Origin of the sequence: Pseudidiomarina sediminum DSM 21906 (assembly GCF_000423165.1) — a bacterium.
In the GTDB taxonomy this organism is placed as follows: domain Bacteria; phylum Pseudomonadota; class Gammaproteobacteria; order Enterobacterales; family Alteromonadaceae; genus Pseudidiomarina; species Pseudidiomarina sediminum.
This window is the reverse complement of sequence record NZ_AUHL01000005.1, coordinates 111,045-137,276: the sequence shown is the minus strand read 5'-3', so window position 1 is coordinate 137,276 and position 26,232 is coordinate 111,045. Positions and strand designations below refer to the sequence as shown.

The following is a 26,232-nucleotide window of genomic DNA, read 5'->3' as shown; positions in this document are numbered from 1 at the left end:
GTTAAACGCTCACTTGTTCGACCAACTGATATCGAAGCACTTTACCCATCGCGTTGCGCGGTAAACGCTCAAAAATTTCGATGCGTTCTGGTAATTTAAACTTGGCAATACCAGCTTTATTCAGATGCGCACAGATATCCTCAAGGGAGGGAGGGGCAACATCTGCCTTGGGAACCACGCAAGCGCAAATACGTTCACCGAGACGCTCATCCGGATACGCGCATACAGCGACGTCTTGCAACGTCTCCATCGACTCAAGTAATAGATCGATCTCGACGGGTGATATTTTCATTCCCCCACGGTTGATAACATCTTTACAGCGACCAACGATCTTGTAGTAGTAGGCGGGGTCACCACAGATTTCAACTAAATCGCCAGTACGATAGAAGCCATCTTCGGTAAAGGCATCAGCGTTTACCGCTGGTTGTCCGGGGCGGGTAAAGTACGCATCAAAAATGGTTGGTCCAGCAATGAGGAGCTCGCCTTTATGACCGGCTTCAGTAATTTCTTCGCCTGTTGTCAGATCAACAACTTTGGTTTTTGTGAAGGTGTTGGCGTCGGTTTTCCAAGGCAAATGCTCATAGCCCAAACGAGGGAACATAAGGGCACGCTGCTCAGGGTCTGCTGCTGTTTCGACGTTAGAAAGCAGGCAAATACCTTCGTTAGAACCATAAAAGTTGGTGACTTCTTTGCCATATTTTTTAGAAAAAATCTCAATCATCCAAGGAGCCAGTGGAGCAGAACCGGAACCAACACGGCGTAGCGCACTGAAATCGAACTGGTTCCACATATCTTCCGATTTGGCGAGCAAATTGAGTAAGGTTGGTGGGGCGATGGTAAAGTTGATTTGTTCGTCTTGTAACTGTTGTAGATAGATATTTGGCTCTAGTGGATGATGTAAAAAGAGCGAACCGGCCATTAACACGCATGGAAAAAGGAAACCACCTACTGCCGCCATATTAACCAGTGGAAAGGGGTTTAAAAAGTTATCACCGGGCTGATAATCACAGGGACCAATTTCTGCTTTGACTGTGGCTAACCACATATTATGAGACCGAGGCACACCTTTTGGCGTGCCTGTTGTTCCTGATGTCCAACAAATAGTAATGATGCGGTTCGCATCATCGATAACATCAGCATGTTCAGCTCGGTAGTTGTTGAGCATTTCACAATGGACCGCATTATCGATGCTCAGCGGAATTGCTCCTGTTGGAGGTTCCTCTCCAAAGCAAAACACGGTGGCGCCATTGTTCAGCGCCTCAGTGGCTAAAGGCTGTCCTTTGAAATGGCTGGTGGTAATAAATAGTTTGCTGTCCAGCACAGTGGCAATAGTACTTAGCTCATGGCGAGCAAATTGTACTGGGATGGGTGAGAGAATTGCGCCTATTTTACTTGCAGCGTGGTAAGTTACGACAAGCTCAGTAATATTAGGTAGCTGCACAATTAGAATATCATCAGCGGTCACACCATTGCTGAGTAGTTGCTGGGCTAAGCGGTCGGAGGCTTGATCGAGTTCAACGTAGGTTAAGCGACGAGGAGTACTACCGGTAAGTTCCTCTCGGTTGGGCTGATCGGCAACAGCTATTTTATTTGGTGAACTGGCAACGGCTTTGGCCAAAAGTCCATGTAGGGTATCTGTACCCCACCAACCTTTACTGGTCATAGCCGCAATTCTTGTCTGGCTGGATGTTTTCATAGTTTGTTCTGCTTTTGTTCATGTAGTTATCGGGATTGTTGTTATAAAAAGTGCTTCCCGCATCGATAAACTTTCGTAATCGTTATTAATCCTATTAAATAGATGTTACATTTGCAATACTGTCACTGCTTATTTTTTAGACTTTATAAGTCTTTGATTTTAAATGTTTATATCTATTTTTGTTTGCTTTGTGTGGTGCTGTTATCATCTTTTAAATCTCAGATAGCTTTTTTAATCATACTTATATAAGGTGTTCTTTTTATGGGAGGGGGGAAAGTCATAATGAATCAACCAGATATGATGTTGCATTTGCCTGGAATGGAACGCCTCGCAGCTATTGAAGCAAGTTGCCAGCATTCGGGAATGGTTGAAAATCTTGGGCTCATTCTTGACTCGGCTGAACCCGGCAAAGTTACTTATCATTATCAGTTAAAGGCTCGACATGTGAACCATATTGGTTCGTTACATGGTGGCATTGCTGCTACGTTGGCCGATAGTGCTATGGCAGCCGCCGCGTTAACGACATTACCCCCTAACGAGTGGATCACGATGACTGATTTATCGATTAAGTTTATACGAGCGGTTTTTGCCCTTGATGAAACATTGACTATTGAAGGCCGAGTCGACCATGCTGGTAAACGGATGTTTGCCACCAATAGCGTTATTCTTAATAGTGAAGGGAAAATCGTCGCACGGGCGATGGCCAATGCGATTCGTTTGAAAAAGGATCGTTGTTAAACTAACTCAAAGATTATCCAGCGCGAGACTGCCGAGCAACTCTTGGAACTGTGGGTTTTCTCGCAATAGGTTACGGCCTGTTTCAATCAGCAAGTCGACTTCTTTCTCTGGCAACCCGAGGGTGGTCGGGATCAGGTTCAAACGGCGCTTGATTGGTGTCGAAGCCACCGCGTCGATTTGCACTTCAATGAAGTGGGTACGCACGGGACGCTGAGATGCTTTCGTTTCTTCACTCCAATCATCCAGGCGCTGTTTTAGCAGCTCGATCGAGGCTTCGTTGTATAAGTGAATTTGGGTGTCGGTTACAGCGTTGACGACTTGGGTCACGGACGGTGGCGCAGAGGTCGTGTCGATGGCGTCATTGGCTTTTACTGAAGCATCCACTGAGATAATCACAAAATGGCCTGGCACCGCAAAGTTATCGTCACCGTGCTTTAATTTCAGATAGTTAATCAGGCCTCCAGTGAGTTCAATCGGCTCACTGATCACGCGTAACCCTAAATTGTCAGACACACCACCGTCGACCAAATGGACGTATGGGCGCGCTTTTTTATTGGTGTACGACAAGGCGCCAAACGCCGAGGTTCTTAGGCCTTTGCGACCTTTTTCACTCTGCTTAGCAAGAAAATCGATGGCTTCCGAGACGTCACAGGTGTCGTAATTCTTTAGCACGACGGGGTCAAATACGATGGGCATGGCTGCTGAAGCCGCAACAGCGCGAGCGACCGGAAATGAGGAAATGTCCGAGCACAGCAAGTTAAAATAGTCCTGCACAAACGAAAAACGGGTGCCTTGCGATAAATCGGTCGCATTAATAGCGACGTAGGGTGGGCCGTTAGCAAACATATCCGCGAAGGTATGATCACCAAAGCCTGCTTGGGCATAAATACGCGTGGCATGGTCGGTGATGCCTAGGCTGGAGAACCAGCGAACAGGATTGAACAATGTCGCCAAAATTTCATCGCGTAAGTTGCGTGTTAAAAAATCCTTTTTGAAGTCGGAGAAAACTTGTTCACGGAACAATCCATAATAGGCCGCGGTGATGCTGCCACCAGATACTGATGAAATAAAGTCGACTTCATCAAGCAAGCGTACAGGTTTGCCGTCGACCGTGATCATGGTGTCGCGTAACTCCTCAAGCACGCCATAGGACAGCGCTGAAGCGCGTGTTCCGCCGCCCGAGAAGGCTAAGATGAGGGTCACTTCTTGCGGCTCAGGAATGGTCTCCGAAGCAAATAAAATACTCGGAATTTCATTTGTTACGGTACGGGTGATCGGCTCATTTTCAATTTGCCCAACGGTGCTGCACGCACTCGCAAAAATGGCGCCACAGGCAACAAGAAGTTGCTTCCAAAGGGTGTTTACGAAAGCAGGCTTAAAATGGCTCATTTACGATGACTCGCGCGGATTTTTTCACGCGCTTTTTCTTGCACAGAAAAGAGCAGGGCCGCAATTAAAAGTGGAATAAATAGGGTGCCGAGTAACGCTTGGAACGCCGCTAACAAGCGTAAGCTTTCAACCGGATGAAAGTCTCCGTAGCCAAGTGTGGTCCAAGTAACAATTGAAAAGTAAAGGGCATCTATCGGCTCGTGCGAGATTTCCCCGTAGTGCATCAATCCAGCGCGTTGGTAGAGCGCGGCGAAGGCAAAGAGGGTGACATAGATAGACAGTACCATTTTACTGAGCTGAAAACCGAAGTGTTCGTTGTTGACGTCGTTAAAGACGTTCCATAGCGACGTCACAAATACAGTTGAGATAAAGAACACAGTCACCCACAGATTGATTTCAATCTCTTCAATAAAGAGGAGCGCGGTATACACAATTGGCACAATGATGAAAATAATCACAGTCCAAATCATGTCGAGTGATTTCGCGAGTGTGCTTGGCATCTTGCTGAAGTCTCTTTCGATAACGAAGTTACCGACAGTTTAGCGAAATTCGCAGCGCGCTGTATACCCACTTCTATTTCGGAGGGCGTATAATGGCAGTCTCATTGAGTCTGAGGTGATGTGATGAAAAAACTACTACAGGTACATTTTGCTTTTCCGGGCCCGTTTGGCGCAGAGATGGCAGAGCAGTTGCAAGGTTTAGCGGCGTCCATCAATGAAGAGCCTGGTATGATTTGGAAAATCTGGACCGAGAACGCAGCGGCACAAGAGGCGGGTGGTATTTACTTATTCGAAGATGAGGCCAGTGCCGAGGCCTATTTAACGATGCACACCGCGCGTTTGCAACAGTTGGGTGTCACGCAGGTCCACGGCAAAATCTTTGACGTGAACGCTGAGCTTACGCAAATCAATCATGGGTCGATTGGTGAATAGCATTGATCAGGTAGCGGTGAATATGCTCGCCGTCAACCTGTATTGCTGAATCGAAGTGGCCGCCGCAGGCGCGTATCATCGCGTTTGAGGCGGCGTTATCACTATGGCAGTGAATATGTACCGGGTCGATGCCCCGTTGCTGCGCTTGTTGTAGCGTGCGCTGCAATAATTCAATGCCTAAACCTTTGCCGCGGTAGGATGGGCGAATGCCCAGACCAATATGGCCGCCACAATGAGCAATGGCATCATTTAAAACGTGGCGCAGGTTACTACAGCCAATAATTTCGTCACCCTCTATCAACCAAAAGGTGCTGCTCGGCACCCAACCTTCAGGCACCGCCGTACCATCGGCAAAGCCAGCAATACGTGCCAGCATGGCGTCAAAATCTGTGGCATCAAAATCTAGCGGAAACGGATAACGCTCTTCATCGCCGAGCTCGGCAATGTAAGCATGGTAACTTTGTGCGTAGGCGCGGGTGGGGCGGATGAGTTTTAGCATAGCCTGTACAATGAAATGAGAGTCTGCACACAACGTAGCAAATCCGGCGAAGTATCACCAAGCATTTTTCGTCGGTGATGAAGCAATGTTCGAGGTGGTGCGCAGTTGCTCAATATCACGTTTTGGTGGCGCGCCGAAGTGGCGACTGTATTCGCGGCTGAACTGCGAGGCACTTTCGTAGCCGACCTGAAATGCGGCTTGTGAGGCATCGAAGCCATCATTGAACATCAAGCGGCGAGCTTCAGTCAGGCGTAACCACTTTTGGTACTGTAATGGACTTTTCGCGGTCATTTGTTTGAACGAATGATGCAAACTTGAAGGGCTCAACTGCACATGTTTGGCCAAATCATCAATGGCTAACGGCTTGGCATAGTTGTGTTTTAACCAATCAATGGCGCGAGCGATACGTTGGCTCGAACTGCCAATGGTGGCCAGCTGCCACAAACGAGGTGCGACGTCACTCTGCAGCAGACGGTAATGGATTTCTCGCTGGATCAACGGTGCTAAAACGGCGGCATCTGCTGGTACGTCTAATAGCTTTAACAAACGTAAAAAAGGCTCTAATAAGTCATTGCTCAAGGTTCCGATATGGGTGCTTTCAGTCTGTCGATGTGTTGCCGGTGGAGTTAACTGATGGGTTGAAATAAGTTCAGTTAACAAAGCAATATCGAGACGCAGTGCCATCCCTAAACATGGCTGCTCAGGGCTGGCTTGCAGTACTTGGGAGCGGGCTGGAACGTCGAGTGACGAAAGGATAAACCGTTTGGCATCGTAGCTGTAGGTTTGCTCACCTATAAAGAGTTGTTTCTCACCTTGCGTGACGAGCACCATGCTCGGTGCGACGACGCAATCACAAGGTTCGGTGGTGTGTTCACGACGAAACAAACCAAATCCATCAATGGCGGTAACAACGTCCTCCATACCTTGGGTATGTCGGTCAAGCAAGCTGCTAATTGTCTCTCGATACTGCTGTACCATAGCTGGCGCGCCTTCGTGATTGTGTCGTACTAAGCTAATTGATTATTGACGACAGGCAAGGACGATTCAAGTCGTCCCACCTGCCGTACTTGACCTATCCTACACTTCTTGACGCGTTGGGCGGAATAGGATTTCGTTGATGTCGACGTCGTCCGGTTGGCTGATCGCAAAAGCGACTGCGCGCGCGAAAGAGTCAGCAGGAATCGCAACTTGATCGTAGAAAGCGTTGAAGCTGTCGCGCACTTGCGCATCGTTGATCGAATCATTGAGCTCAGTAGCTACGGCACCTGGCGAGATGATGGTGCTACGAATGTTCGATTCTGTCATTTCCATGCGCAGCCCTTCAGAGATGGCGCGTACCGCATGTTTGGTGGCACAGTATACGGTACCTGGCGGCAGTACTTTGTGTCCCGCAACCGAAGAGACGTTAATGATATGGCCGGACTTGCGTGCTTGCATGTGCGGCAACACTGCGGCGATACCATACAACACACCTTTAATGTTGACGTCGATTTGGCGATCCCAGTCTTCAACTGGAAGGCTGGCAAGAGGCGCTTGTGGCATGATACCTGCGTTGTTAAGCATCACATCCACGTGACCAAATGCATCCATTGCTACTTGCACTAAGGCTTCAACTTGTTGGCGAGCGGTGACATCGGTTTGCTGAGCAACAGCTTGCCCACCGTTGGCATTAAGTTCTTCAACGAGGGCGGTTAAGCGATCCAGGCGGCGTGCCCCAAGGACTAATTTGGCGCCTTCGGCACTTAACAAGCGTGCTGTAGCTTCGCCTAAGCCACTGCTGGCACCGGTAATAACGATGACTTTATCTTGAATGTTCTGGCTCATAATGAACTCCTATCGAATCTTAATTAATTGACGGTGTCCATTATTGTGAAAAATGACGAGGTTTTGGATACACAAAGCTGTTGAGTTGTTGCCTAATCCTGCAACGGTCAGGAAAAAGGAGAAGGCAACAACTGGGTGAAGATCTACAATTGAGCAGCGTATTTCTTCAAGTTTTCCGCGGCAAAGTCCCAATTGACGAGTTGCCAAAACGCGGCGAGGTAGTTCGGTCGCGCATTGCGGTAATCAATGTAATACGCATGTTCCCACACATCCACCGTAAGCAACGGGTAGTAGCTGCTTTGTGCGATAGGGGTGTCAGCATTGCTGGTGTCGATAATCGCGAGTTGACCCGCTTGATCAATCACCAACCAGGTCCAACCGGAACCGAAGTTCGCGATCGCTTGAGCACTGAACGCATCTTGGAAATTCTCGTAAGAACCCCATTTTTTGACGATCAGATCAAGTAGCGCGCCGCTTGGTTTTTGTCCGCCATTCGGGCTTAGGCAATGCCAGTAAAAGGTGTGGTTCCATACCTGCGCAGCGTTATTGAAAATACCGCCAGTTGCACTGGCGACAATTTCCTCTAACGATTGACTGGCATGGGCTGTGCCTTGCACCAGTTTATTGAGGTTCGTGACATAGGTTTGGTGATGCTTACCATAATGATAAGCAAGGGTTTCTGCAGAAATATGCGGTTCTAGCGCATCTTCTGCATAGGGCAGTGCGGGTAATACAAAGGTCATCGTAGACTCCTTTAGGGATGAAAAATAGTGCATCATTACGACATTTCTTGTGTGCGATGCACATCGGTTTCGAGGGATGAGTGCGGACGATGGTCCGCGGCGACAAAGGTGTAAATTGTTGGCAGGACAAATAAGGTAAAGAAGGTCCCAATCAACATGCCCATGACCACGACGACACCCAGAGCAAAGCGACTCTCTGCACCTGCGCCCGAGGCGAACATCAGTGGAATTAGGCCCGCAACCATGGCTGCAGTGGTCATCAATACCGGACGCATCCTTACTGCAGCTGAGCGTCGGATTGCGGCAACTTTGCTAAGGTTCTCTTCCGCTTGAATGTCGTTAGCGAAGGACACCATCAAAATGCCATGTTTCGAAATAAGTCCGATCAGCGTTACCAACCCAATCTGGGTGTAGATATTGAGCGTGGTATAGCCTAAATACAGCGGCACGAGTGCTCCGAAAATAGCTAAGGGAACGGTGACCAAAATCACTAATGGATCGCGGAAGCTATTGAATTGTGCGGCGAGGACAAGAAAAATCACTACCATGGCAAAGACAAAGGAGGTGAGCAGACGATTACCTTCTTCAACGTATTGGCGGCTGTTTGACATCCAGTCAACACTCATCCCTTGCGGGAGTTCTTGTTGTTGCAGAAAATCAACGGCTTGCCCCATGGTGACGCCAGGCATTAAAACTGCCGAGAGGGTAGCAGAGTTCATTTGATTGAACTGTGGCAAGCTGTTTGCTTGTTGACGTTGCTCGAAGTGAACGACGCTGCTAAGCGGGACGAGCTCACCGCTGTCAGTGCGCAGATAAAACTGTGCGAGGTCTTCGGGCGTTTGTCGGTACTGGGTTTTTGCTTGGGTGATGACATCGTAGGAACGATCAAACCAATTAAAACGGTCTTCGTAGTTTTCACCTACCAAGATGGCGAGGGTATCAGCAATTTGCGCCATGCTAATGCCAAGATCCGTGGCTTTATCGCGATCGATCTGCAAATGTGCAGCCGGACTATCGAATGCCAGATCACTATCGACAAAGGCAAACAAGCCACTACCCCAAGCTGCCCCTTTTAGTTGTTGCAGGGTGCTGTAGATATCCGCAAATGACGCCGACGAACGGAGCACCATCTGCACTGGCAAACCACCTGTGCTCGCCGGTAAAGGACTGTCTTGAAAGACGCTGGAGTAAACCCCAGTGACGCCAGCGAGTTTACCTGTGAGCTCCGCTTGAATGGCATCAGCTGAACGCTCGCGTTCGTCCCACTCATCCAAAATAATGCCGCCAAAGCCGATGTTTGAGCCCATATCGCCACCAATCGCAAACCAACTTCCTTGATATTCTGGAAAGGTGTGGAACAGGTCTTCAACGTGCTCACTATAACGTTGCGTATAGGCTTTGTCGGCATATTGCGGCGCTTTGGTTTGTACGAAGAGGTAGCCCATGTCTTCTTGCGGCGCGAGTTCACTACGAGCTCCTGAGAACAGCATGACAATGCCACCAAGTAGGGTGACGCCAAGCAGAATGACGGCAGCGCGATGGGCGAGCGTTTGGTCGAGCAAGCGCGTGTACCCCTTGGTTAAGCGTTGCATGACGTGCTCAAGTTTCTGCACGGTCTTCGACTCTGCTTGCTTGGCATTAAGCAGGCGACTGCTCATCATTGGTGACAAGGTTAATGCCACCACACCGGAGACGATGACCGAACCCGCTAAGGTAAAAGCAAACTCTTTGAAGAGGGCGCCGGTTAAGCCGCCCATCAGTCCGATCGGAGTGTAGACGGCGGCCAAGGTAATGGTCATGGCTATGACCGGACCAATAATTTCTCGGGTGCCAATTAGCGCAGCATCAATCGGCGTGCGTCCTTCTTCGATATGACGGTGAATATTTTCCACCACCACAATCGCATCATCAACGACGAGACCTATCGCAAGTACCATTGCGAGCAGCGTAAGTAGGTTTAACGAAAAGCCAAACGCTAGCATGAGTACCGCGGTGCCTAGCAACGACAGCGGAATGGTTACAATCGGAATAATGACGGCTCGAAAGGTGCCGAGAAACAGGAAAATCACCGCGATGACGATCAGTATTGCTTCGATTAAGGTCTTTTCAACCTCACTGATGGAAGCTTCAACGAAGTGAACCACGTCGAACTGACTAAAGACTTCAACGGTCGGTGGTGCCACCGCTTGAATATCCGGGATTAAGGCTTTCACGTCGGCGACGATGTCCAACGGATTACCATCAGGTGTCGGAGTGATTGAAATGGTAACCGATTGTCTGCCACCAGAAAGCGCTGCAGAATCGTAATTCTGACCGCCAAGCTCGATGGTGGCGATATCCTGCAATTTTACTTGGCTAGTGGCTGTTTCTTTGACAATGATCGTTTGAAACGCCTCAATCGAGCGTAGATCTGTTGCTGCAGTCAGGCTGAGCGCGGTATCACCAGCTTTCAGCTGTCCCGGCGCTGCTTGCACGTTGTTGGCCCGTAACGCTTGTACGACGTCCGTTGCGGTCAATTGCCGCGCGGCGAGTTGGTTGGGGTCTAACCAGATCCGCATGGCCAGTGGCGCACCGCCGTCAATACTGGCTGAGGCAACGCCGTTGACCGACGTAATGAGCGGTTGTGCAACGCGAGTAGCAAAATCTGCCAACTCCGAGGCCGTTAGTTGTTCACTGACAAAAGCCACATATTGAATTGCTGATGCGCCGTCGGTTTGTTTGGTGATCACCGGATCGGTCACACCGGCAGGCAGCCGGTATTTGATCGATTGTACTTTCGATAAAATCTCCGTCATCGCCCGATCAGCGTCGGCATTGAGCACCAATTTTGCCGAAATTTGGCTACGTCCTTGGGTCGAGTTGGAGGTCATGTACGCAATGCCACTTGCCGTTGCGATGGATTGCGCTATTGGCGTGGTGACAAAGCCTTGCATCATTTCCTGTGTCGCGCCAGGAAAGGCAGTGGTGATGGTGATGGTCGCACTTTCCATTTTTGGATATTGACGCACTTGCAGGTTCATGGCCGCACTTATACCGATCAATAAGATCAGAAGGCTGACGACGATGGCAAGGGTAGGACGCTGAATAAAACGATCAGTGAAGTGCATGTTGGAGCTCCTCTGGTTGTTGTTGTTCAACGACAGTTACCGGGGCGTTTGGTTGTAAACGGTTTTGCCCATCGACCACCACAACATCTCCAGCTTGTAAGCCGGCAGTGATAATGATTGCATTGCCAATACGTTGCCCTGTTTGTACAGGTTGAACGGCGATTGCGCCTTGTTGCAATGGTTGCTCACCTTTTACCACCACCACGCTGTTGCCTTGCGCGGAGGCCTGGACTGCACTGAGTGGTAACGCTAGTACGCGGTCAGCTTCAGGGCGTTGCATGATCGCATTGATGTAAAGTCCTGGACGCAAACGTCCATCACTATTGTCGACCTGTGCCTGCACGCGGACGGTTCGTGTAGCTGGGTTGATTTGCGGCTCAACTGCAGCAAGTGACGCGGTAAAATGCTCACCAGGGTAAGCGTCGGTGGTGAAGGTAATGGTTGCGGTCTCGGTGATTTGCCCAAGCGCTGCTTGCGGTAGGGCAAACTCGACGTAGAGTTGGGTAAGGTTCGTCAAGGTGGCGATGGGCGTACCTGAGGTTAGGTAGTCGCCAAGGTGCACCTGACGCAGACCTACTTTGCCACTGAAAGGGGCTTCAATGCGCTTCATGCGCAGTTGTGCTTGCACCGATTCTACTTGCGCTTGGGCGCGTTGATAAGCCGCTTCTCGTTGTCCTAAAACTTCTTCTGACTCTGCACCAGTAGGGGTGAGTTCTTGCACGCGTTGCAACTGTTGCTTGGCTAGCACTAGTGACGCTTCACTGTCGCGCAACTGGGCTTGTTCAATCGCGTCAAATAATTGTACTAAAGGTGCGCCAGCCTCGACCGTTTGGCCCGATTCAAAATGAATGGCAGTCACCCGACCTGCTGTTTCAGCGGTAAGTTCAACTTGTTGTTGTGCCGTCAGCTCACCAACCGCGGCGAATTGCTTGGGCAGTGATTGTGGCGTGACTTTTATCACCGTTACTGGCAGTGCTTGTTGTTGCCAGCCGCTAGGTTGACTTTGGTTCTGCATGCGCCAGTAATACAAACCGGAAAGTAACGCAGTGACAACCGCTAAGGTAATGATCAAACTGAGTAAAGCGGTTTGCCGCTTGCGCCGCTGGCTGTTGGGGGTAGTCATAGTGTCGATAACCTCATAAAAGTATGGCGATAGCGCTCATGAGGAAGACGACAAGCAGTGTCGGCAACCTCAGCAAGGCTCATCGCATTGAGCTTGAGAAATAGAACCGACGGGCATACTATTTCCTCAAGTATACTTGAGGTCAAGAGGTTTTTTATGGTGGCGGGAAAAGTGCTGACGGTCGGTGAAGTCGCTGAACGCAGTGGTGTGGCGGTATCGACCATCCATTATTACGAAGAAAAGAAACTGATTAAAAGTTGGCGGACAGCCAGCAACCAACGGCGCTACGATCGCAGCATTTTGCGGCGGATTGCTATTATTCGTATAGCCAAACAGGCCGGAATTTCATTAAAAGAAATCAAGTATCACCTTGATAGATTGCCGCAAGAAGCGATTAGTCGAGAAGACTGGCAACAGGTTAGTCAAGAATGGCATGAAATGCTTAATGAGCGTATTAAAAGTCTTACACAACTACGCGACAATTTGGGCGGCTGTATTGGCTGTGGTTGCTTATCTATGGCTGACTGTCCGTTGCGAAATCCGCGCGATGTGTTGGGGCAAGATGGACCTGGCGCACAAATCTTGATTCAAGCGAAACCAGATTAGCCAGCAAGCTATGTAAAGACAGGGTTAATTCTCAAGCTTTGCTTGAGGTTAGCCGCTGGACTCACTATCGTATGCGTTTTTTCATACTCTCGTTAAAAAATAGTAGGGGAAATATGTTACGGCGCCTTTCAGCAGTGGCGGCTTGCGTTCTCTTCGTGACTGCGTGTTCAGATTCTGGTCCGGCGACGACCTTGGAGTTTCATCCTGAAGATGGTGAAACGCGTCGCTATCAAACCCATGCCAACATGATGATCACTGTGCAACGGGGGTCGCGTGAACACACCGAAACCATGCGCAATATGATGCTGATGAATTATGAAATTAGCGATGACGGCGATGTGTATCGTATGCATATGCTGCCTGAATTCATGCGCATGAAGTACCCGCAAGGGCATTTTAGTAGTTTTGATGAACCTAGCAGCAGCCGTGACAAAGAGATGCGCGCCATGATGGACGCGGGCTTTAGTTTCGTCATCGATAAAGCGACCAACCAAACCCTCGAGTTTGAGGTGCATGAAAAGCCCGATGACTTTGAACGTCAAGGGGTGAACCCAATTCAGCAGATGCTGAACGATAAGCTTAGTCGTCCTGGTTTAGTGGACGATCTTCGTATTGCGGAAGGTGAGCACATTATCGTGCCAGGCGATGCTGAAATTCCTGATATTAAGGTAACGGTGAAAGCCTTCGATGCGGCGACAGTGACCTTAACGTTGCATGGTGAAAGTGCCGATGGCCGCGCTAGGATCTATGGCTACTCGATTGTGGAGCGCAATACGGGCTGGCCCGTACGACAAACCTTGATAGCCCATACCCCTTTACCAAAAGAAGTTGGTATGGATGGCACCATGCAAGTGGTGTTGTCGCTTTATCCAGAAGATTGGATGTACGGTCACGATCTGGCCTTTTTGAATGAACGTAACGCACTGCCATTAACGGATACCGATCTAACCTACGTGTATGACATTCCGCCGGCGGTGAGTGAGCAAGCGTTGTTGAATGACGTCGGTTCGGTCTCAAGTTATGACAATCGGCTGTTATTGAGCTATGCCCACCCGGGCGTTAGCTTTGAGGGGCTTGGACATATCAAAGTCAAAGATATTAAAGCCTTGAACGATGCTGATCAGCCGCTCGATGTCGACTTCCATACCAATGGTGCGTTCACGCATGTTGGTTTTTACAGTAATGATGCGGAAAGCTCGATTGAACTTTATCCATTGGGTTGGCGTGATACTTACACCAAACTGCAGGAGCTCGCTGGCTTTGAGGCACGCATTGAACATTACGCTGCTATTCACGAGGTGATGACCTTGCCGATTAAGGCGGAGGGCGCCACGTTAGAGCGCGAGGGAGCAACTGCAACCTTAACGCCGACAGACAATCCGCAGATTTTTAAGTTACGCCTCGAACCAACAGAGACAGCGTACTTCAACACGCAAGTGGGTGGTATTGAAGGTGGCGAGCTGGATTACAATCTTGATAGTGATGCGCCAGAGTGGGTCAACAAGGGGCAAAGCCGTTTGCTGGAGATTGCCAAGGTGGGCAGCTACAGCACCACCTTGACCTTGCTGTTCCCGGAGCAATTGCCGGATACGATTGAGCTTTTGTTTACTGAGTTTACCGATGAAAAGCTCGGTGAAAAAATCGTTCGTTTTTATGACGAAGAGGAGCTCTCGCAAAATACCTCAATGGCACCGATTGAAACTGAGACGTTATTTCTTGATGACGACAACTATGGCTCGCATGGCTCAGAGGACGCGCGTTTTGTCACCGCACCGCTGACTGACATTGCGCCGCTTGCATTGGCCAGTAACGAGCTTTTCGTGACGTTGACCCCAGAGCAAGCATTTTTATGCGACTTAAGTGAGAGTAGCGGGGCAATGGAGCAAGGCAGTCGTTTGGAAATGATTGAAAACAAGCAATTGCATAATGTGGGTTATTACAGTGCGACGAAAATGCCAACCCGAGCGGTCTTTCAACTGATGACCGAAGATGCCGTGCTGGTGCATTTTTACGGTCATCAAGTGACGGTCGAAATGCACTGTAAAGGCAGTCCGCAGTGGCAAGACGTCGCCATTGACTTAGGTGAGAAGACTTGGTTGGTCGATGTGGTGCAATTGTTTGGTGACGATTGGCAACAACAAGCCGAGCAGTTGCCAATGAGTGACTTCCTCCGTGAGTATCGTTTTCTTGATCAACGTGAGCGTGCGCTAGCGGTGTTACCAACAAGCAACCGCGAGCAGCCAGAAAGTTATTTTGATGCAACCCTTGGCGATTACCTTGATGACGAGGGGCAGTTACGGATTGGTGGACGTGTTGCCAGCGTGGAGCGCTTGATCGCGACCGGCGAGCCGGTGACGAAAAGCTGGCAGCATCAGTTTAGTGCCTTGCCGGACTTTAGCTTGATTGAGGGGGCTGCCCAATGAGCTTACATAGAACCGTATTACGCACAGTGATTGCCGCGGCGCTGCTAAGCAGTTCAGCGGCGGTCGCCCAAGAAACAAAGGTGCAACGTTATTACTTTGACAATGACCAAATACGCTCAGAAACGCCTTATGTGGACGGTAAGCGCCATGGTGAGATGAAACGTTGGACGCAAGACGGGGTTTTGGTTGAATTACAAACCTACGCGAACGATAAGTTTCATGGTCCGGTGAGACAGTATCACGATGATGGTACTTTGCGACTTGAGCGCACCTATGTGCACGGCACTTTGGTTGGCGAAAGCATTTGGTATGACAAAGAGGGTAACGTTGAGCTGTTTGAAGTTTACGATGCGGCGGGCGAGCGTGTGGTGCGACGTGAGTATCTCAGTGACGGCACCTTGGTGCGGTCGACGGAGCTTACCCAGAATGAACGCGGCTTAGTGACCGAGCGCAAGCACTTCAGTAGTGAGGGAGTGCTGCAGCAAAAAAGCTTGGAAGCGAACGATGAAGCATGGAAATTACATGAGTCGTACAACGCGGCGGGTGAGGTTATTGAACGTCGCGAATACCTCGAGCATGATTTGCATGGCCTTTATATTTCGCGTTACGGCGATGAAGTTGAGCGCGTGCGTTACGTAAAAGGCAAACGCGACGGTGACTATACGGCGACCAGCGCTGATGGCGAGGTGCTCGTGCAAGGCAAGTATGATCACGGCAAACGTGTTGGCAAATGGGTGAGCAGCCGTTCGTACTACGCCTATGAGGAATTCTACAACGCCGACGGGCAGCTACATGGCGTGCGCAAAGAGTTTAATGAGGACGGCGAACTGAAAGAGCTGGCGCATTATGAAAATGGCGAGTTGCACGGTCGTTACGAAGAATATATCGACGGTAAATTGGTCACCTTCGGTGATTATGTGAAGGGTGTACGCCAAGGACCATGGGAGTTTCGTAACAGTTACCCACCAGTATCGCGCGGTGACTATCGTGACGGCTATCAAGTAGGCGAGTGGCGCGCGTATTCGGAGCATGGTTATTTGCGCCTCATTGAGCGTTATAACGATGAAGGCCGTCTCCATGGTCTACGGGTTGAATTTGATCAAAGTGGTGCCTTGAGTGATATCGCGGTATATCGCAACGGTTCACGCCATGGTAAGTCGTGGTCGTATCTTGCTGGTAAGCCTTACCTCTTGACCGAATACGATCATGGCAAGCTGCTCAATGAGCGTTACGAAGAAGATTTTGATGTCAGTGAATTCCCGCCACCGGCGGAGCAACAAGGAGAGTAGTATGCAAGCGTTAACACGTGTTGCCGTCATGGTCGGCATGAGTGTTGCTGTAATGGCTTGTAGTCCAAGCACGGTAGAGCCGGAAAGTCTTACTTATGTGGGCGGTAAGGCCTATCAGGCGAACGGCAAGCCCTACACCGGGAAAGTTGAGAAGTGGTACGGTGAAGATCATATTGCCGTGGTGGGGGAGTATGATGAAGGGGTTCCCGTCGGCACTCATAGCGAGTGGCACGAGAACCGTATTAAGCGTTCAGATACCATTTACGAAGGTGGCGTCATTAAGCACTATCGCGCCTACGATGATACCGGTTTGACTTTAGCTTATGTGAGCACCAAAGACGGCCGCTTGGATGGGAAAAACTACTGGCGTGAAACGAGCGATGACTACGAGATTTCCTACACCGAATTCACCGTCGAGGACGGCGCCTACGTCAGCCCGCATATCTATCGCTGGCGCAGTGAGAGTGATGGCTACTTAAACCTCTATTCGCATGAAACCACCTACACTGATGGCAAACCCACCTTGTTGGTGACCAAGCAAAGCCGTGAGGGCGCTGAGTTCAAAACCCGCACGACCTATCATTACGACGATGAGGTCATGGTTCGTTTGGTCAGTGAAGGGCATGAGCCGGGTGAGGAAGTGCGGCCTTATGCTGAAATTGTGCAAGCACCGCCAGAATTGAAGTTTGAGCGCCTCTACGGTGACCGCACCATGCGCTTTTTGCGCAGCTATAAAGTGCAAGCGACTTGGCGCCTCGATGCCGAACAGCGCGGCACCATTGTGACGGTCTTGCCTGAAAAAGTATCGGGTTTCGCTGACATTTTGTTTACGCCAGCTGGTGAAGTGCGTTACGACCGCTGTTACATCAACGACGACGCGTTCTTGTATTATGAGCCGTCTGAAGCGGACAACTGCAAAACCCATTACGGCGAGCTTGAGCAGCTGTTAACCACGCCAGAAATGACGTACTTCCTCGAACAAAACAACCTCACCTATTTAGGTGAGGTTGGAAACCAAAGGTGAGTTACCAATAGTGGCACGGGTGTACCGCACGTTGTGCTTGTCGAAGTCGTATTAGGGCCTCGGCAAGCTGCTGTTGATGTGCGATCGCCGTACGTTGAATAATGTCGTTCACCCAAACAGGTAGTTCGGGGGTGAGGCGGTAATAGGTCCATTTGCCACGTCGCTGCGATTGTATCAGATCGCATTTACGTAAATCAGCCAAATGACGGTGCAACTTCGCCTGCTCAATCTGCATTGCGGTGGTTAAATCACAGATACAACTTTCTTCAACTTGAGTAAGCAGCAACAGGCCGATGAGGCGATGGGTGTCTGAAAGACATTTAAATAGAATTTCTGGTCGCATAAACAACAACTTACATTAAGTTACTTCAGGTAAATTATCGAAAGCGAGATCCCCATGCAAGCATCTTTACTTGAAAAAAGTGTTACATTTTTTTAATGCCACACGCATCACGGCTAGTTCAGGTGACCGTTTGCCTCAATCGCCACCAATGTATATCGCAAAGGGTCACTAAAGTGCAGTTGCGCAAGCGCCTTTTGCAGCGCCGGAACGGCTGCGTCGGTGCAGATGATTTCGGCCGTAAGCATTCGCCGAGCGCCACTGATTTGCTCGGCGAGATCATAGCGTTCATGTGAACGGCTATAGCCTTCAATGGCATAGATGCTGAAACCGGAAATGCTGTCAACTTGCAGCAAGCAGTCCACCACATCCGCTTTCTGTGCTTGGCTAAAGTAGAGCTTCATGAGTTTAGTTGCCATGCGCTGTTCTCCGTTGCGTGAGCAAATACAATAAAGGCAGTAGCACTAGGGTCGCGAGGGTGGCGGTAATAAGTCCACCGATCACCACGATTGCTAATGGTTTTTGAATCTCAGAACCTGGGCCACTGGCGATAAGCAAGGGGACTAAGCCAAAGATCGCTGTTACCGCAGTAATCAGTACCGGACGTAGACGATCTGTGGCGCCTTGCAACACTAATTGTTCGGTAGTGGCAAAGTGAACCTTACTCTGTTCAAAATGACTGACCATGACAATGCCGTTAAGTATCGCAACGCCCATCAGTGCAATGAAACCGACCGAGGCGGGCACCGACATGTATTCACCGCTGAGCCAAAGTGAAATGGCGCCACCACTCAAGGCAAACGGAATGTTAGTTAAGACAATGGTGGTCAGTGGCATTGAGCCCATCGAAGTAAACAATAAAATCACGATAAGTAAGAGCGCGACAGGGATCACCATGAGCAAATTGGCACTGGCGCGCGCTTGGTTCTCAAACTCACCGCCGTACTCAACATAGTAACCCGAAGGTAAAGTCAGGCTGGTCGCAATCTGGACTTTTAGCGCTTCAACAAAACCGACCACGTCACGGTTCTCGACGTTGCTGGTGATAAGTGCATAGCGGTTAGCGTTTTCCCGTTCGATAATAGCAGCGCCATGATCATAGTGGATGGTCGCCAAGGCGCTTAGGGGCACAGCCTTGCCATCCGCGCCAAGGATGGTTTGGCGTTGTAGGTTTTCGATGGCATGGTAGGTGCCTTCGGGATGTTGCGCACCAAACACAATCGGTGTACGAATGCGGCCATCAATGGCTTCACTGACCGAGTAACCGGTCAGTTGGGCATGGAGAAACTGACTCAGTTCGGTTTTCGAAATACCGTAGTGCTGGAGTTTTTGTAGATCGGGCACAATGCTAACGAAGCGAGCTCCGGTGATCACACTGGCTTGCACGTCAACGGCGCCATCAATCGCGCTGGTTTGGGCAACAATGGCATCGGTTAATTGCGCTAAGGTTTCCATGTCATCGCCAAACACTTTAATCGACACTGCACCGGAACTTCCGGTAAGCATTTCAGAAATACGCATTTGAATCGGTTGGGTCACATTCACGTTGATGCCTGGGTAGTTGGCGATGACCTCGCGAATTGCTTGAATCAGTTCTTGTTTCGTCTCAAAGCGCCAACTTTCTTGCGGTTGCAGCTCCATAAATACGTCGGTTTCATTAAGCCCCATCGGATCAAGGCCGAGTTCATCTGAACCGGTACGCGCCACGATTTGCTTAATTTCTGGCAGCGTGCTGAGTAAGTCTTTCTCGATTTGGGCATCAATGGCGATGGATTCTTGCAATGAAATCGACGGCGACTTCTCCAACTGCACAATGATGTCGCCTTCATCCATGGTCGGCATAAAGGTTTTACCGACCAATAAGAAACTTACGACACTGAGGGCCGCGACACTGGCAAAGCCAATCATTACTGTTTTCTTTTGCTTCATTGCGCGCTCGAGAAGACTGCGGTAACCGCGCTGCATGCGTTCCAGCATGGTATTTGGGCGTTGGTTGGGGCGCATCAGCATTGAGGCCAACGCAGGAACGAGCGTGAGTGCCGTCACTAGCGCAGCAGTGATGGCGATGACAATGGTCGAGGCGACCGGTGAAAAAAGTTTACCTTCTAACCCGGTGAGACTTAACAGCGGTAAAAACACCAAAATAATGATGACAGTGCCACTGACCACGGAAGGTGCAACCGAAACGCTGGCGCGGTAAATTTTGTGCAGTAAGGGCAATTGTTTCGCGGAATTGAGTTCTGTCTCGATTTTCTCAGTGATGACCACCGCGGCGTCAACGATCATGCCAATGGCGATGACCAAACCACCAAGACTCATTAAGTTGGCGGAGATGCCGAGTAAGCGCAGACAAATGAAGGTGATTAAGGCTGCAATTGGAATGGCCAAGGACACCAACAATGATGCGCGTACGTTGCGTAAGAAGAATATCAGTACCGCGACCACCAGTACGATGGATTGTACGAGGGCGCTAGAAATAGCTTCGATAGCGGTATCAATCAGGCCCTTACGGTTGTAGAACACGTTGATCTCGGTACCTGCGGGTAGACTTGGCTGCAATTGCGCAATTTTATCGGTAACCGCAGCCACCACGGCGGCAGCGTTTGCGCCGCGTAAACCAACGACCAAGCCCTCGACGGCTTCTTCACCATCTTTGGTAATGGCGCCAAAACGTGGCAAATAGCTTAGTTGAACTTGGCCAAGTTGCTCGAGGCGGTACACTTGCCCGGCACTATTGCTGACAGGTATTGCCGCGAGATCGGCAAGGCTCGTGATCTGCCCGCTGACGCGCGCACTAAAGGCTTCGGTGCCTACCGTTAAGCGGCCTAAATTACCCATTTGATTAGCGTCGTCTAGCGCTTGTTCAAGGTCTGTCAAGGTCAGCTTGGCGCTACTTAAGCGCGCCATATCTGGCGTAAACTGAAAGGTTCTTACCTTGCCGCCTAAATTGGTGACATCAGCGACCCCAGCGACGGTGCGTAGCGCCGGCCGGATCAACCAATCGAGGAGGTGACGCTTTTCGGTCAGCGATAAATGAGGGTTTTCAACGCTGAACATGAACATTTCACTTAATGGGGTGCTCATTGGCGCCAAACCACCTTGCGTGCCTGCAGGCAAACTGTCGCGTACCGCGGCAAGCTTTTCAGCGACTTGCTGGCGCGCCCAGTAAATATCGGTGCCATCGACAAAGTCGAGCGTAATCGAGGCAATCCCATACTTCGTGGTTGAGCGCAGGATGGTTTGCTTGGGAATACCTAGCAGTTCCGTTTCAATGGGATGGGTCACTTGGCGTTCGACGCGTTCGGCCGACATGCCCGGTGCACGCAGCGTAAGGTTGACTTGCGTCGGTGAGATTTCAGGGAACGCATCGACCGGTAGTTCACGTAACGACTGCACCCCCGCGCCAATCAACAGCAGGAAGCTGATGAATACAAACAGCCGGTGTTTGAGTGAAAAGGTGATGATCTGTTTGATCATTAGTCTTGCTCCTCACTTTCTAATTGGCCCTTTAACGCTGCGACTGAGGCTGTGGCAATACGGCCTTGAATGCCGCTTGTTGCAGTCACAAAGTAGTGATTATCGGCAAGGCTCACGAGTGTGACCGGCACAACACGCAGCTGCTCACCATGCTGTTCAAACACTACGGTTTGCGCGTTGATAGTGGTGATCGCGCTTGCTGCAACGCGATAACTATTTGAGAGAGCCGTTAGCGGTTGTACGTTCAAGGTTTGTTGCAGGGGCCAGGCTGTGTTCTTTGGCACAGCGCTCCAGAGGGTGACTAAGCCATTGGTGCTGGCGTGATCACGAGCAAGAATAGGCAATTGCTGCTCCTCGAGTTGAATTGCCTCAATGGTCTCGGCGTCGTGTGCGGCAACCTGAATGGCGAGACGCAGCTGGCTTGTCGGCAAGAGACTACCTAGTTGTCCTGTTTGGTTACTGATACGCCAGATACCGGCGTTTGGTGCGAAGTAATGGGCCGTGTCATCGTTTACCTGCTGGTATTGTTGGCGTAACACCTCAAGCTCGTGCATGGTATCTGAAAGACGCAAGTACTCGGTGAGAAATTGCTGCCAATCATTTGCCGAAATAGCTTGTTGCGCATACAACTTGCGCTTGCTTTGATACTGGCGTTGCGCAACGCTGTATTGCTCGCTGAGCAACTGATAGCGATGAAAAAAGTGTTCGACGGCTGGGCCTTGCAGGGTCGCAACGTGCGTCTGTGCGGCAATACTCGTGCCGTCACTGACGTGCAATTGAATCGCCACATTTTCAAAAGGTTGTGGAATCTGCAGCGGCTGACCTGCGGCTGCACGTACTGTTGCCAATACCGGTGCCAAAGGAATCATTTGTACCGCCAGCGCTGGTTCGAGGTCGAGCGCGTAGTTGTCCACCGCTTGCAGCGGAACGCTAGTATTTTGTGCCACGGCACAAGGTACTGAAAGTACTGCTGCAGCGAAGGTGAAATAAAAAGGCGCTAAGGTACGGCGGATCATAGGGATACTCCTTGAGCTTGTTGCAATTGAGCATAGGCATACTGCACTTGTAATTCGATGGTGCGCGCCTCGTATTGATAAGTCAGCTGTTCAATCCAGCGGTCGATATACAACGCCGTATCAATGTGTTGCGCTTGACGCAGTTGTTCGAGGGCTGCCATTGCTGCGCTACTTAAGGCGGCGGCCTGACGCTGCGCAGTTAACTGCTGCTGCCAATGGGTGAGGTTACGTTGTGCTTCGGCTTGTGCTTGCGCCAGTTCGCGTTGACTTTGTTGTAACGCGGCGGTGAGGGCGCGCTGTTGCTGCTGTAACGCTTGGAGTTCGACGTTGCTTAAATAGTTTGTCGTTGCTAAAGGGATACTAAAGCCAAGCCCTACTTGTGCTTCGGAACCTGTGGGCGATTGAATGTGTTTATACCCCGCACTGACGGACCAAGCACTATCACTCGCAGCTGTTTGTTGGCTGGCAAGTAAACTCGCTTGCCATTGCAACTGGAGCGCCTGCAGTTGTGGGTGGGGCTGAGTTGTCACTGTGCGCGTTTCGGGCAGTTGATGGGGCCATTGGGATTGCCCCGTTAGTTGTTGCCAGAGGGTCAGCAGCTGTTGTTGCTCGGCTTGTTTGGCTTGCGCTAAGCTCTGTTGTTGTTGATAACGTTGCTGCACCACCAATAAGGCATAGCGAGAGAGCTCACCCGCATCGACCTGATGTTCGGTGATCTCGCTTAGTTGCTGTAAGTGCGCGGCGATACTCTGGTAGTACTCGTAATCGGTCTTGAGCAATTGGGCTTGCCAGTAGAGTTGGCGGAGTACCCCTGACACCTGCAGTGCTTGTTGCTGTTGTTGGAGCTGCTGCAGCGCAGTGCTAAGTTCGTTGGATGTTGCCAGCAACTGACGTTGGGCAGGCGAAAGAAAGCTTAATTGAAGTGTTAGTTCGGTTTCATCGCTTCCCCAATCTTCCTGACTTTGCCAACGCATTACTGACAATGATGGCGCGTTGGCAAGAACTGTTCTGGCGGTAAACGCCGCAGTTTGGTTAAGCGCAACCTGTGGTACTCGGGTGAGTGCTTCGGTCATCAAATCATCTGAGTGAGCGGTAGGGGCATTTTGTGCGGCGGCGGAACTCACCCCAAATGTAAGATTCAGGATAAAAAAAAGTGCGCTTGATTTGCAGGTGATATAAGACATCCGGAACTCCTTCGGTTAATATCACCACAAAGGCTAAGGTTGTTGCGCTAAAAGAGCATCGGACAGATGTCCTAAAGCGTAGGGCGAATCGAGGAATATATGACAATTGACCGACTGTTAATGGTGATTTTTCTGCTCATTGCGGCGGCGAACATTTCGGATGTCGTAGCGGACTACCATATGAATGTGCCACTGTGGCATTTGATTGTTGAAGCCACCACGGTGGTGATCGCCATCGCTGCGTTCACTGTGTTATGGCGACGGATAAGTCGCCGTAACGCCGAACTAAGTACCTTGAAAGAGGCGCTGCAACGGCATCAACAGCAGGCGGTACAACGCGAGCAAGAAGCGGCGCAAGCGCAGGCTGCGTTGCAGGACGAGCCAAACTCGTACCTTGCGATTCAAGAACGCTTCAAACAATGGCGCCTCTCTCCCAGTGAGCAGGAAGTTGCGGTGTTGTTGATTAAAGGGCTAACCTTGAATGAAATCGCGGAAGTACGTAACACCAAAGAGAAAACTGTGCGTCAGCAAGCCTCTTCGGTGTATTCAAAATCAGGACTAAGTGGTCGCAATAACCTGTCAGCTTGGCTGATAGATGCGCTGCTTGATTAGTTTTGTTAAACTACCCAGGCAATCATTTCTAGGAGTCGACGCCATCATGAACAACTAACACCTGTATCCAACCTTATTTATTTTTTGGAACCACAGGGTTAGTCGGCGTCGCTGTCTTTACTTTTTCTACTCGCAATGGCGCTGGGCTTGCCCCCTGATCTTCAGGAGGCGCGTTATGCTATCTGTTCAAGCGCAACAATTAAGCTATCGCTTTGCCGATGGCACTTCACTTTTTCATGAGCTCTCGTTTTCGTTTGACGTCACGCGGAGCGGACTTGTTGGCGACAATGGCGTAGGTAAGTCGATACTTGCAGCACTACTTGCCGAACAACGTCAGCCTTCCTCCGGTACTTTGACGGTTCCGGCGTCAGTGACCTTGGTGTCGCAAGAACAAACTTTTCGTCACACCACGACTGTTGCTGAGGTGCTCGGCGTTCAAGATGTGCTTGAAGCGCGACAACAAATTGCTGCGGGAAGTTGTGATGCCCGTTGGTTTGAGTGTATTGGTGAACAATGGACGCTGCCCGAACAACGTTTAGCCGCGCTACAGGCGATGGGACTGCACCTTAGTCTGCAAACCCGCTGGCAGCAGCTCAGTGGTGGGGAGCGGCAACGGATACTGTTATGGCAAGCGTTGACGCAGGTCGCGCCTGTTGCACCACAACTATTGATTTTAGATGAGCCAAGTAATCACCTTGACCAAGAGGGGAGAGCTTGGTTGTTGCGTCAGATGCGAGGTTATGCTGGCGCATTATTGGTGATCAGTCATGACCGCCAACTCTTGCGTCAGATGGAGCAGATCGTTGAATTATCGGCTTTAGGTGTGCGTTGTTATGGTGGTAACTATGACAGCTATCAAACCCAGAAAGCGCGTGAGACTGAAGCCGTGGCGCGACAGCTAAAAACTGTGCAACGGCAACAAAAGCAAGCGCAGTTACAAGCGCAAAAACGCTTAGAGCAAGCGCAACAACGCGCAGCGCAGGGCAACAAATCGCGACAGCGTAAGAGCCAGTCAAAAGTGTTGCTCGACGCACAAAAAGAACGTGCCACTGCGCAAGCTGGTAAACGTACGATTGTCGATCAGCAGCAATCACAACGTTTAGCGGAGCAAGCGCAACACTTGCGGGCCCAGCAGCACCTGTTGCGTCCACAGAGGTTAGATTTCGCACCGAGCAAGCGTCATAGTAAAGCGGTCATTGTTTGTCGTGAGATGGTTCTACCCTACGGCACTTCGCAAACGTTGAGTTTGTGCTTACATGGGAATGAGAAGCTTCATATTCAGGGCGCGAATGGGAGCGGCAAGTCCAGTTTCCTGAAAATTCTGGCGGGTCAGTTGTCTCCTGCAGCCGGTACTGTAGCGCTAAATGCGGAAACGTTCTATTTGGATCAGCATTTTTCCCTGCTCGATCCAAGTAAAACCGCCTTGCAACAGCTACACCAAGCTTGTTCAGGTTTCACTGCACAGGAGCTACGGACATTGCTTGCTGGCATCGGCTTACGTGGTGAAGAGGCGCATCGTTCGATTGCGCAATTGAGTGGCGGCGAGCGGATGAAGCTGGCGTTGTTGTTGATCAGTCGCCAATCGTCACAGCCCGTACTTCTTCTGGATGAACCTGATAACCATTTGGATCTCGCGAGCAAAATTCTATTTGCTCAGACACTGGCTCATTATCAGGGGCCAGTATTGCTAGTCAGTCACGATGAAAGCTTTGTTTGTGATGCTAAAATCGCGCAACGCTTACGGCTTGATGGCGCACGCGCGGGTGCGATTGAGTCGGTAGTTGCGGAAGTGGCTGAAGGCGATAATCAGTGAACCAATGATGGTAAGAATAATTTCACCTGTATGACCTAATAAGTCGTGGCCAATCAGTGCTGCGATCACCATAAAGCTCACGCCGACAGCGCCAGAGGCAAAGACTTTGGCGTTGCGGTGGTGGCGATAACCTACCACTAGCGCGAAGGCGCTCACGGGTACCACAAGTACCAACATCCACTGGTGAAACAAGTCGTCATTTAGCGCCATGATGCCCGCAAATGACGGCACCACAATAAACAGCAAAGGCAATAGTAGACAATGGAGCAGGCATAAAAAAGAGAGCCCGATCGCCGCCTTGTCACTTACTTGCTGAAATCGTGTCATCGCTATTCCTTGTTTCAAAAGCTGATCAAAAAAATTCAAATTCGCAGTTGCATTTCTCGCGTTGGTGTTG

General features: G+C 50.3%; 23 protein-coding genes. 8 read left to right on the top strand and 15 right to left on the bottom strand.

The window, feature by feature from the left end; genetic code table 11:
* Window position 1: 1 nt before the first annotated feature.
* Window positions 2-1,696, bottom strand: a complete 1,695-nt coding sequence (locus G535_RS0100610) for a class I adenylate-forming enzyme family protein (RefSeq protein ID WP_026860293.1) — start codon at window positions 1,694-1,696, stop codon at window positions 2-4.
* Between the two features lie 282 nt (window positions 1,697-1,978).
* Between G535_RS0100610 and G535_RS13725 the strand changes: the two genes are divergently transcribed.
* Complete coding sequence (locus G535_RS13725; protein WP_051206863.1) at window positions 1,979-2,434, top strand: PaaI family thioesterase; 456 nt, start codon at window positions 1,979-1,981, stop codon at window positions 2,432-2,434.
* A gap of 6 nt (window positions 2,435-2,440) precedes the next feature.
* On the opposite strand, the gene G535_RS12530 is transcribed toward G535_RS13725, so the two are convergent.
* Both G535_RS12530 and G535_RS13720 read right to left on the bottom strand, forming a co-directional pair.
* A complete protein-coding gene (locus tag G535_RS12530; RefSeq protein ID WP_051206862.1) occupies window positions 2,441-3,823 on the bottom strand; it encodes a patatin-like phospholipase family protein in 1,383 nt (460 codons plus the stop codon).
* Window positions 3,820-4,323 (bottom strand): potassium channel family protein, encoded by a 504-nt coding sequence (locus tag G535_RS13720; RefSeq protein ID WP_051206861.1) that lies wholly within the window; start codon window positions 4,321-4,323, stop codon window positions 3,820-3,822. Before G535_RS13720 ends, G535_RS12530 begins: the two co-directional genes overlap by 4 nt.
* 123 nt (window positions 4,324-4,446) lie before the next feature.
* On the opposite strand from G535_RS13720, the gene G535_RS0100590 reads away from it, so the two are divergent.
* The gene (locus tag G535_RS0100590; RefSeq protein ID WP_034727140.1) at window positions 4,447-4,755 is read left to right on the top strand and encodes a monooxygenase; all 309 of its coding nucleotides are present in this window, start codon (window positions 4,447-4,449) and stop codon (window positions 4,753-4,755) included.
* Here G535_RS0100590 and G535_RS0100585 read toward each other — a convergent pair.
* The 6 genes from G535_RS0100585 to G535_RS12510 all read right to left on the bottom strand — a co-directional run bounded on the left by G535_RS0100585 (window position 4,730) and on the right by G535_RS12510 (window position 12,051).
* Window positions 4,730-5,254 carry a GNAT family N-acetyltransferase gene (locus G535_RS0100585; RefSeq protein ID WP_034727137.1) on the bottom strand — a complete coding sequence of 175 codons (525 nt, stop codon included), beginning with the start codon at window positions 5,252-5,254 and terminating at the stop codon, window positions 4,730-4,732. The two genes, G535_RS0100590 and G535_RS0100585, sit on opposite strands and share 26 nt — an antisense overlap.
* Window positions 5,255-5,308: 54 nt before the next feature.
* Window positions 5,309-6,232, bottom strand: coding sequence for an AraC family transcriptional regulator (locus G535_RS12520; RefSeq protein ID WP_034727135.1), 924 nt, complete (start codon window positions 6,230-6,232; stop codon window positions 5,309-5,311).
* A gap of 99 nt (window positions 6,233-6,331) precedes the next feature.
* The gene (locus G535_RS0100575; RefSeq protein ID WP_026860290.1) at window positions 6,332-7,078 is read right to left on the bottom strand and encodes an SDR family oxidoreductase; all 747 of its coding nucleotides are present in this window, start codon (window positions 7,076-7,078) and stop codon (window positions 6,332-6,334) included.
* Between the two features lie 143 nt (window positions 7,079-7,221).
* Complete coding sequence (locus tag G535_RS0100570) at window positions 7,222-7,821, bottom strand: superoxide dismutase (RefSeq protein WP_026860289.1); 600 nt, start codon at window positions 7,819-7,821, stop codon at window positions 7,222-7,224.
* A 35-nt stretch (window positions 7,822-7,856) separates the two neighbouring features.
* A complete protein-coding gene (locus G535_RS12515) occupies window positions 7,857-10,928 on the bottom strand; it encodes an efflux RND transporter permease subunit (RefSeq protein ID WP_034727132.1) in 3,072 nt (1,023 codons plus the stop codon).
* Entirely contained in the window at window positions 10,915-12,051 is a 1,137-nt protein-coding gene (locus tag G535_RS12510) for an efflux RND transporter periplasmic adaptor subunit (RefSeq protein ID WP_051206860.1), read from the bottom strand. The genes G535_RS12515 and G535_RS12510 overlap by 14 nt, the downstream gene beginning before the upstream one ends.
* A gap of 156 nt (window positions 12,052-12,207) precedes the next feature.
* Here G535_RS12510 and soxR point away from each other — a divergent pair, with 156 nt between their 5' ends.
* From soxR to G535_RS0100540, 4 genes are all read left to right on the top strand, one after another.
* A complete protein-coding gene (gene soxR / locus G535_RS0100555; RefSeq protein ID WP_034727130.1) occupies window positions 12,208-12,657 on the top strand; it encodes a redox-sensitive transcriptional activator SoxR in 450 nt (149 codons plus the stop codon).
* Between the two features lie 113 nt (window positions 12,658-12,770).
* Window positions 12,771-15,080, top strand: coding sequence for a hypothetical protein (locus tag G535_RS0100550; protein WP_026860287.1), 2,310 nt, complete (start codon window positions 12,771-12,773; stop codon window positions 15,078-15,080).
* Entirely contained in the window at window positions 15,077-16,369 is a 1,293-nt protein-coding gene (locus tag G535_RS12505; RefSeq protein ID WP_051206859.1) for a toxin-antitoxin system YwqK family antitoxin, read from the top strand. Before G535_RS0100550 ends, G535_RS12505 begins: the two co-directional genes overlap by 4 nt.
* A 1-nt stretch (window position 16,370) precedes the next feature.
* Window positions 16,371-17,393 carry a toxin-antitoxin system YwqK family antitoxin gene (locus G535_RS0100540; RefSeq protein ID WP_026860286.1) on the top strand — a complete coding sequence of 341 codons (1,023 nt, stop codon included), beginning with the start codon at window positions 16,371-16,373 and terminating at the stop codon, window positions 17,391-17,393.
* A gap of 1 nt (window position 17,394) precedes the next feature.
* Here the strand turns inward: G535_RS0100540 and G535_RS0100535 are convergent, their stop codons facing one another.
* The 5 genes from G535_RS0100535 to G535_RS0100515 form a co-directional block, all read right to left on the bottom strand.
* Window positions 17,395-17,736: a metalloregulator ArsR/SmtB family transcription factor gene (locus tag G535_RS0100535; RefSeq protein WP_026860285.1), complete on the bottom strand. Its 342-nt coding sequence runs from the start codon at window positions 17,734-17,736 to the stop codon at window positions 17,395-17,397.
* Window positions 17,737-17,849: 113 nt separating this feature from the next.
* Window positions 17,850-18,152 carry a DUF3240 family protein gene (locus G535_RS0100530; protein WP_026860284.1) on the bottom strand — a complete coding sequence of 101 codons (303 nt, stop codon included), beginning with the start codon at window positions 18,150-18,152 and terminating at the stop codon, window positions 17,850-17,852.
* Window positions 18,142-21,210, bottom strand: coding sequence for an efflux RND transporter permease subunit (locus G535_RS0100525; RefSeq protein ID WP_026860283.1), 3,069 nt, complete (start codon window positions 21,208-21,210; stop codon window positions 18,142-18,144). Before G535_RS0100525 ends, G535_RS0100530 begins: the two co-directional genes overlap by 11 nt.
* On the bottom strand, window positions 21,210-22,226 hold the full coding sequence (locus G535_RS12500; RefSeq protein ID WP_051206858.1) for an efflux RND transporter periplasmic adaptor subunit: 1,017 nt from the start codon (window positions 22,224-22,226) through the stop codon (window positions 21,210-21,212). Before G535_RS12500 ends, G535_RS0100525 begins: the two co-directional genes overlap by 1 nt.
* On the bottom strand, window positions 22,223-23,410 hold the full coding sequence (locus G535_RS0100515) for a TolC family protein (protein WP_026860282.1): 1,188 nt from the start codon (window positions 23,408-23,410) through the stop codon (window positions 22,223-22,225). The genes G535_RS12500 and G535_RS0100515 overlap by 4 nt, the downstream gene beginning before the upstream one ends.
* Before the next feature lie 99 nt (window positions 23,411-23,509).
* Here G535_RS0100515 and G535_RS0100510 point away from each other — a divergent pair, with 99 nt between their 5' ends.
* On the top strand, window positions 23,510-24,022 hold the full coding sequence (locus tag G535_RS0100510) for a helix-turn-helix transcriptional regulator (protein ID WP_026860281.1): 513 nt from the start codon (window positions 23,510-23,512) through the stop codon (window positions 24,020-24,022).
* Window positions 24,023-24,197: 175 nt separating this feature from the next.
* Window positions 24,198-25,835 (top strand): ABC-F family ATP-binding cassette domain-containing protein, encoded by a 1,638-nt coding sequence (locus G535_RS12495; RefSeq protein WP_051206857.1) that lies wholly within the window; start codon window positions 24,198-24,200, stop codon window positions 25,833-25,835.
* Here the strand turns inward: G535_RS12495 and G535_RS13985 are convergent.
* Entirely contained in the window at window positions 25,761-26,162 is a 402-nt protein-coding gene (locus G535_RS13985; RefSeq protein ID WP_026860280.1) for a MerC domain-containing protein, read from the bottom strand. The genes G535_RS12495 and G535_RS13985 overlap by 75 nt on opposite strands.
* Window positions 26,163-26,232: the final 70 nt, after the last annotated feature.

Coding starts and splice junctions, on each gene's coding strand:
- G535_RS0100610 (WP_026860293.1), bottom strand. CDS start 1,696: ATGAAAACATCCAGCCAGACAAGAATTGCGGCTATGACCAGTAAAGGT.
- G535_RS13725 (WP_051206863.1), top strand. CDS start 1,979: ATGAATCAACCAGATATGATGTTGCATTTGCCTGGAATGGAACGCCTC.
- G535_RS12530 (WP_051206862.1), bottom strand. CDS start 3,823: ATGAGCCATTTTAAGCCTGCTTTCGTAAACACCCTTTGGAAGCAACTT.
- G535_RS13720 (WP_051206861.1), bottom strand. CDS start 4,323: ATGCCAAGCACACTCGCGAAATCACTCGACATGATTTGGACTGTGATT.
- G535_RS0100590 (WP_034727140.1), top strand. CDS start 4,447: ATGAAAAAACTACTACAGGTACATTTTGCTTTTCCGGGCCCGTTTGGC.
- G535_RS0100585 (WP_034727137.1), bottom strand. CDS start 5,254: ATGCTAAAACTCATCCGCCCCACCCGCGCCTACGCACAAAGTTACCAT.
- G535_RS12520 (WP_034727135.1), bottom strand. CDS start 6,232: ATGGTACAGCAGTATCGAGAGACAATTAGCAGCTTGCTTGACCGACAT.
- G535_RS0100575 (WP_026860290.1), bottom strand. CDS start 7,078: ATGAGCCAGAACATTCAAGATAAAGTCATCGTTATTACCGGTGCCAGC.
- G535_RS0100570 (WP_026860289.1), bottom strand. CDS start 7,821: ATGACCTTTGTATTACCCGCACTGCCCTATGCAGAAGATGCGCTAGAA.
- G535_RS12515 (WP_034727132.1), bottom strand. CDS start 10,928: ATGCACTTCACTGATCGTTTTATTCAGCGTCCTACCCTTGCCATCGTC.
- G535_RS12510 (WP_051206860.1), bottom strand. CDS start 12,051: ATGACTACCCCCAACAGCCAGCGGCGCAAGCGGCAAACCGCTTTACTC.
- soxR (WP_034727130.1), top strand. CDS start 12,208: ATGGTGGCGGGAAAAGTGCTGACGGTCGGTGAAGTCGCTGAACGCAGT.
- G535_RS0100550 (WP_026860287.1), top strand. CDS start 12,771: ATGTTACGGCGCCTTTCAGCAGTGGCGGCTTGCGTTCTCTTCGTGACT.
- G535_RS12505 (WP_051206859.1), top strand. CDS start 15,077: ATGAGCTTACATAGAACCGTATTACGCACAGTGATTGCCGCGGCGCTG.
- G535_RS0100540 (WP_026860286.1), top strand. CDS start 16,371: ATGCAAGCGTTAACACGTGTTGCCGTCATGGTCGGCATGAGTGTTGCT.
- G535_RS0100535 (WP_026860285.1), bottom strand. CDS start 17,736: ATGCGACCAGAAATTCTATTTAAATGTCTTTCAGACACCCATCGCCTC.
- G535_RS0100530 (WP_026860284.1), bottom strand. CDS start 18,152: ATGGCAACTAAACTCATGAAGCTCTACTTTAGCCAAGCACAGAAAGCG.
- G535_RS0100525 (WP_026860283.1), bottom strand. CDS start 21,210: ATGATCAAACAGATCATCACCTTTTCACTCAAACACCGGCTGTTTGTA.
- G535_RS12500 (WP_051206858.1), bottom strand. CDS start 22,226: ATGATCCGCCGTACCTTAGCGCCTTTTTATTTCACCTTCGCTGCAGCA.
- G535_RS0100515 (WP_026860282.1), bottom strand. CDS start 23,410: ATGTCTTATATCACCTGCAAATCAAGCGCACTTTTTTTTATCCTGAAT.
- G535_RS0100510 (WP_026860281.1), top strand. CDS start 23,510: ATGACAATTGACCGACTGTTAATGGTGATTTTTCTGCTCATTGCGGCG.
- G535_RS12495 (WP_051206857.1), top strand. CDS start 24,198: ATGCTATCTGTTCAAGCGCAACAATTAAGCTATCGCTTTGCCGATGGC.
- G535_RS13985 (WP_026860280.1), bottom strand. CDS start 26,162: ATGACACGATTTCAGCAAGTAAGTGACAAGGCGGCGATCGGGCTCTCT.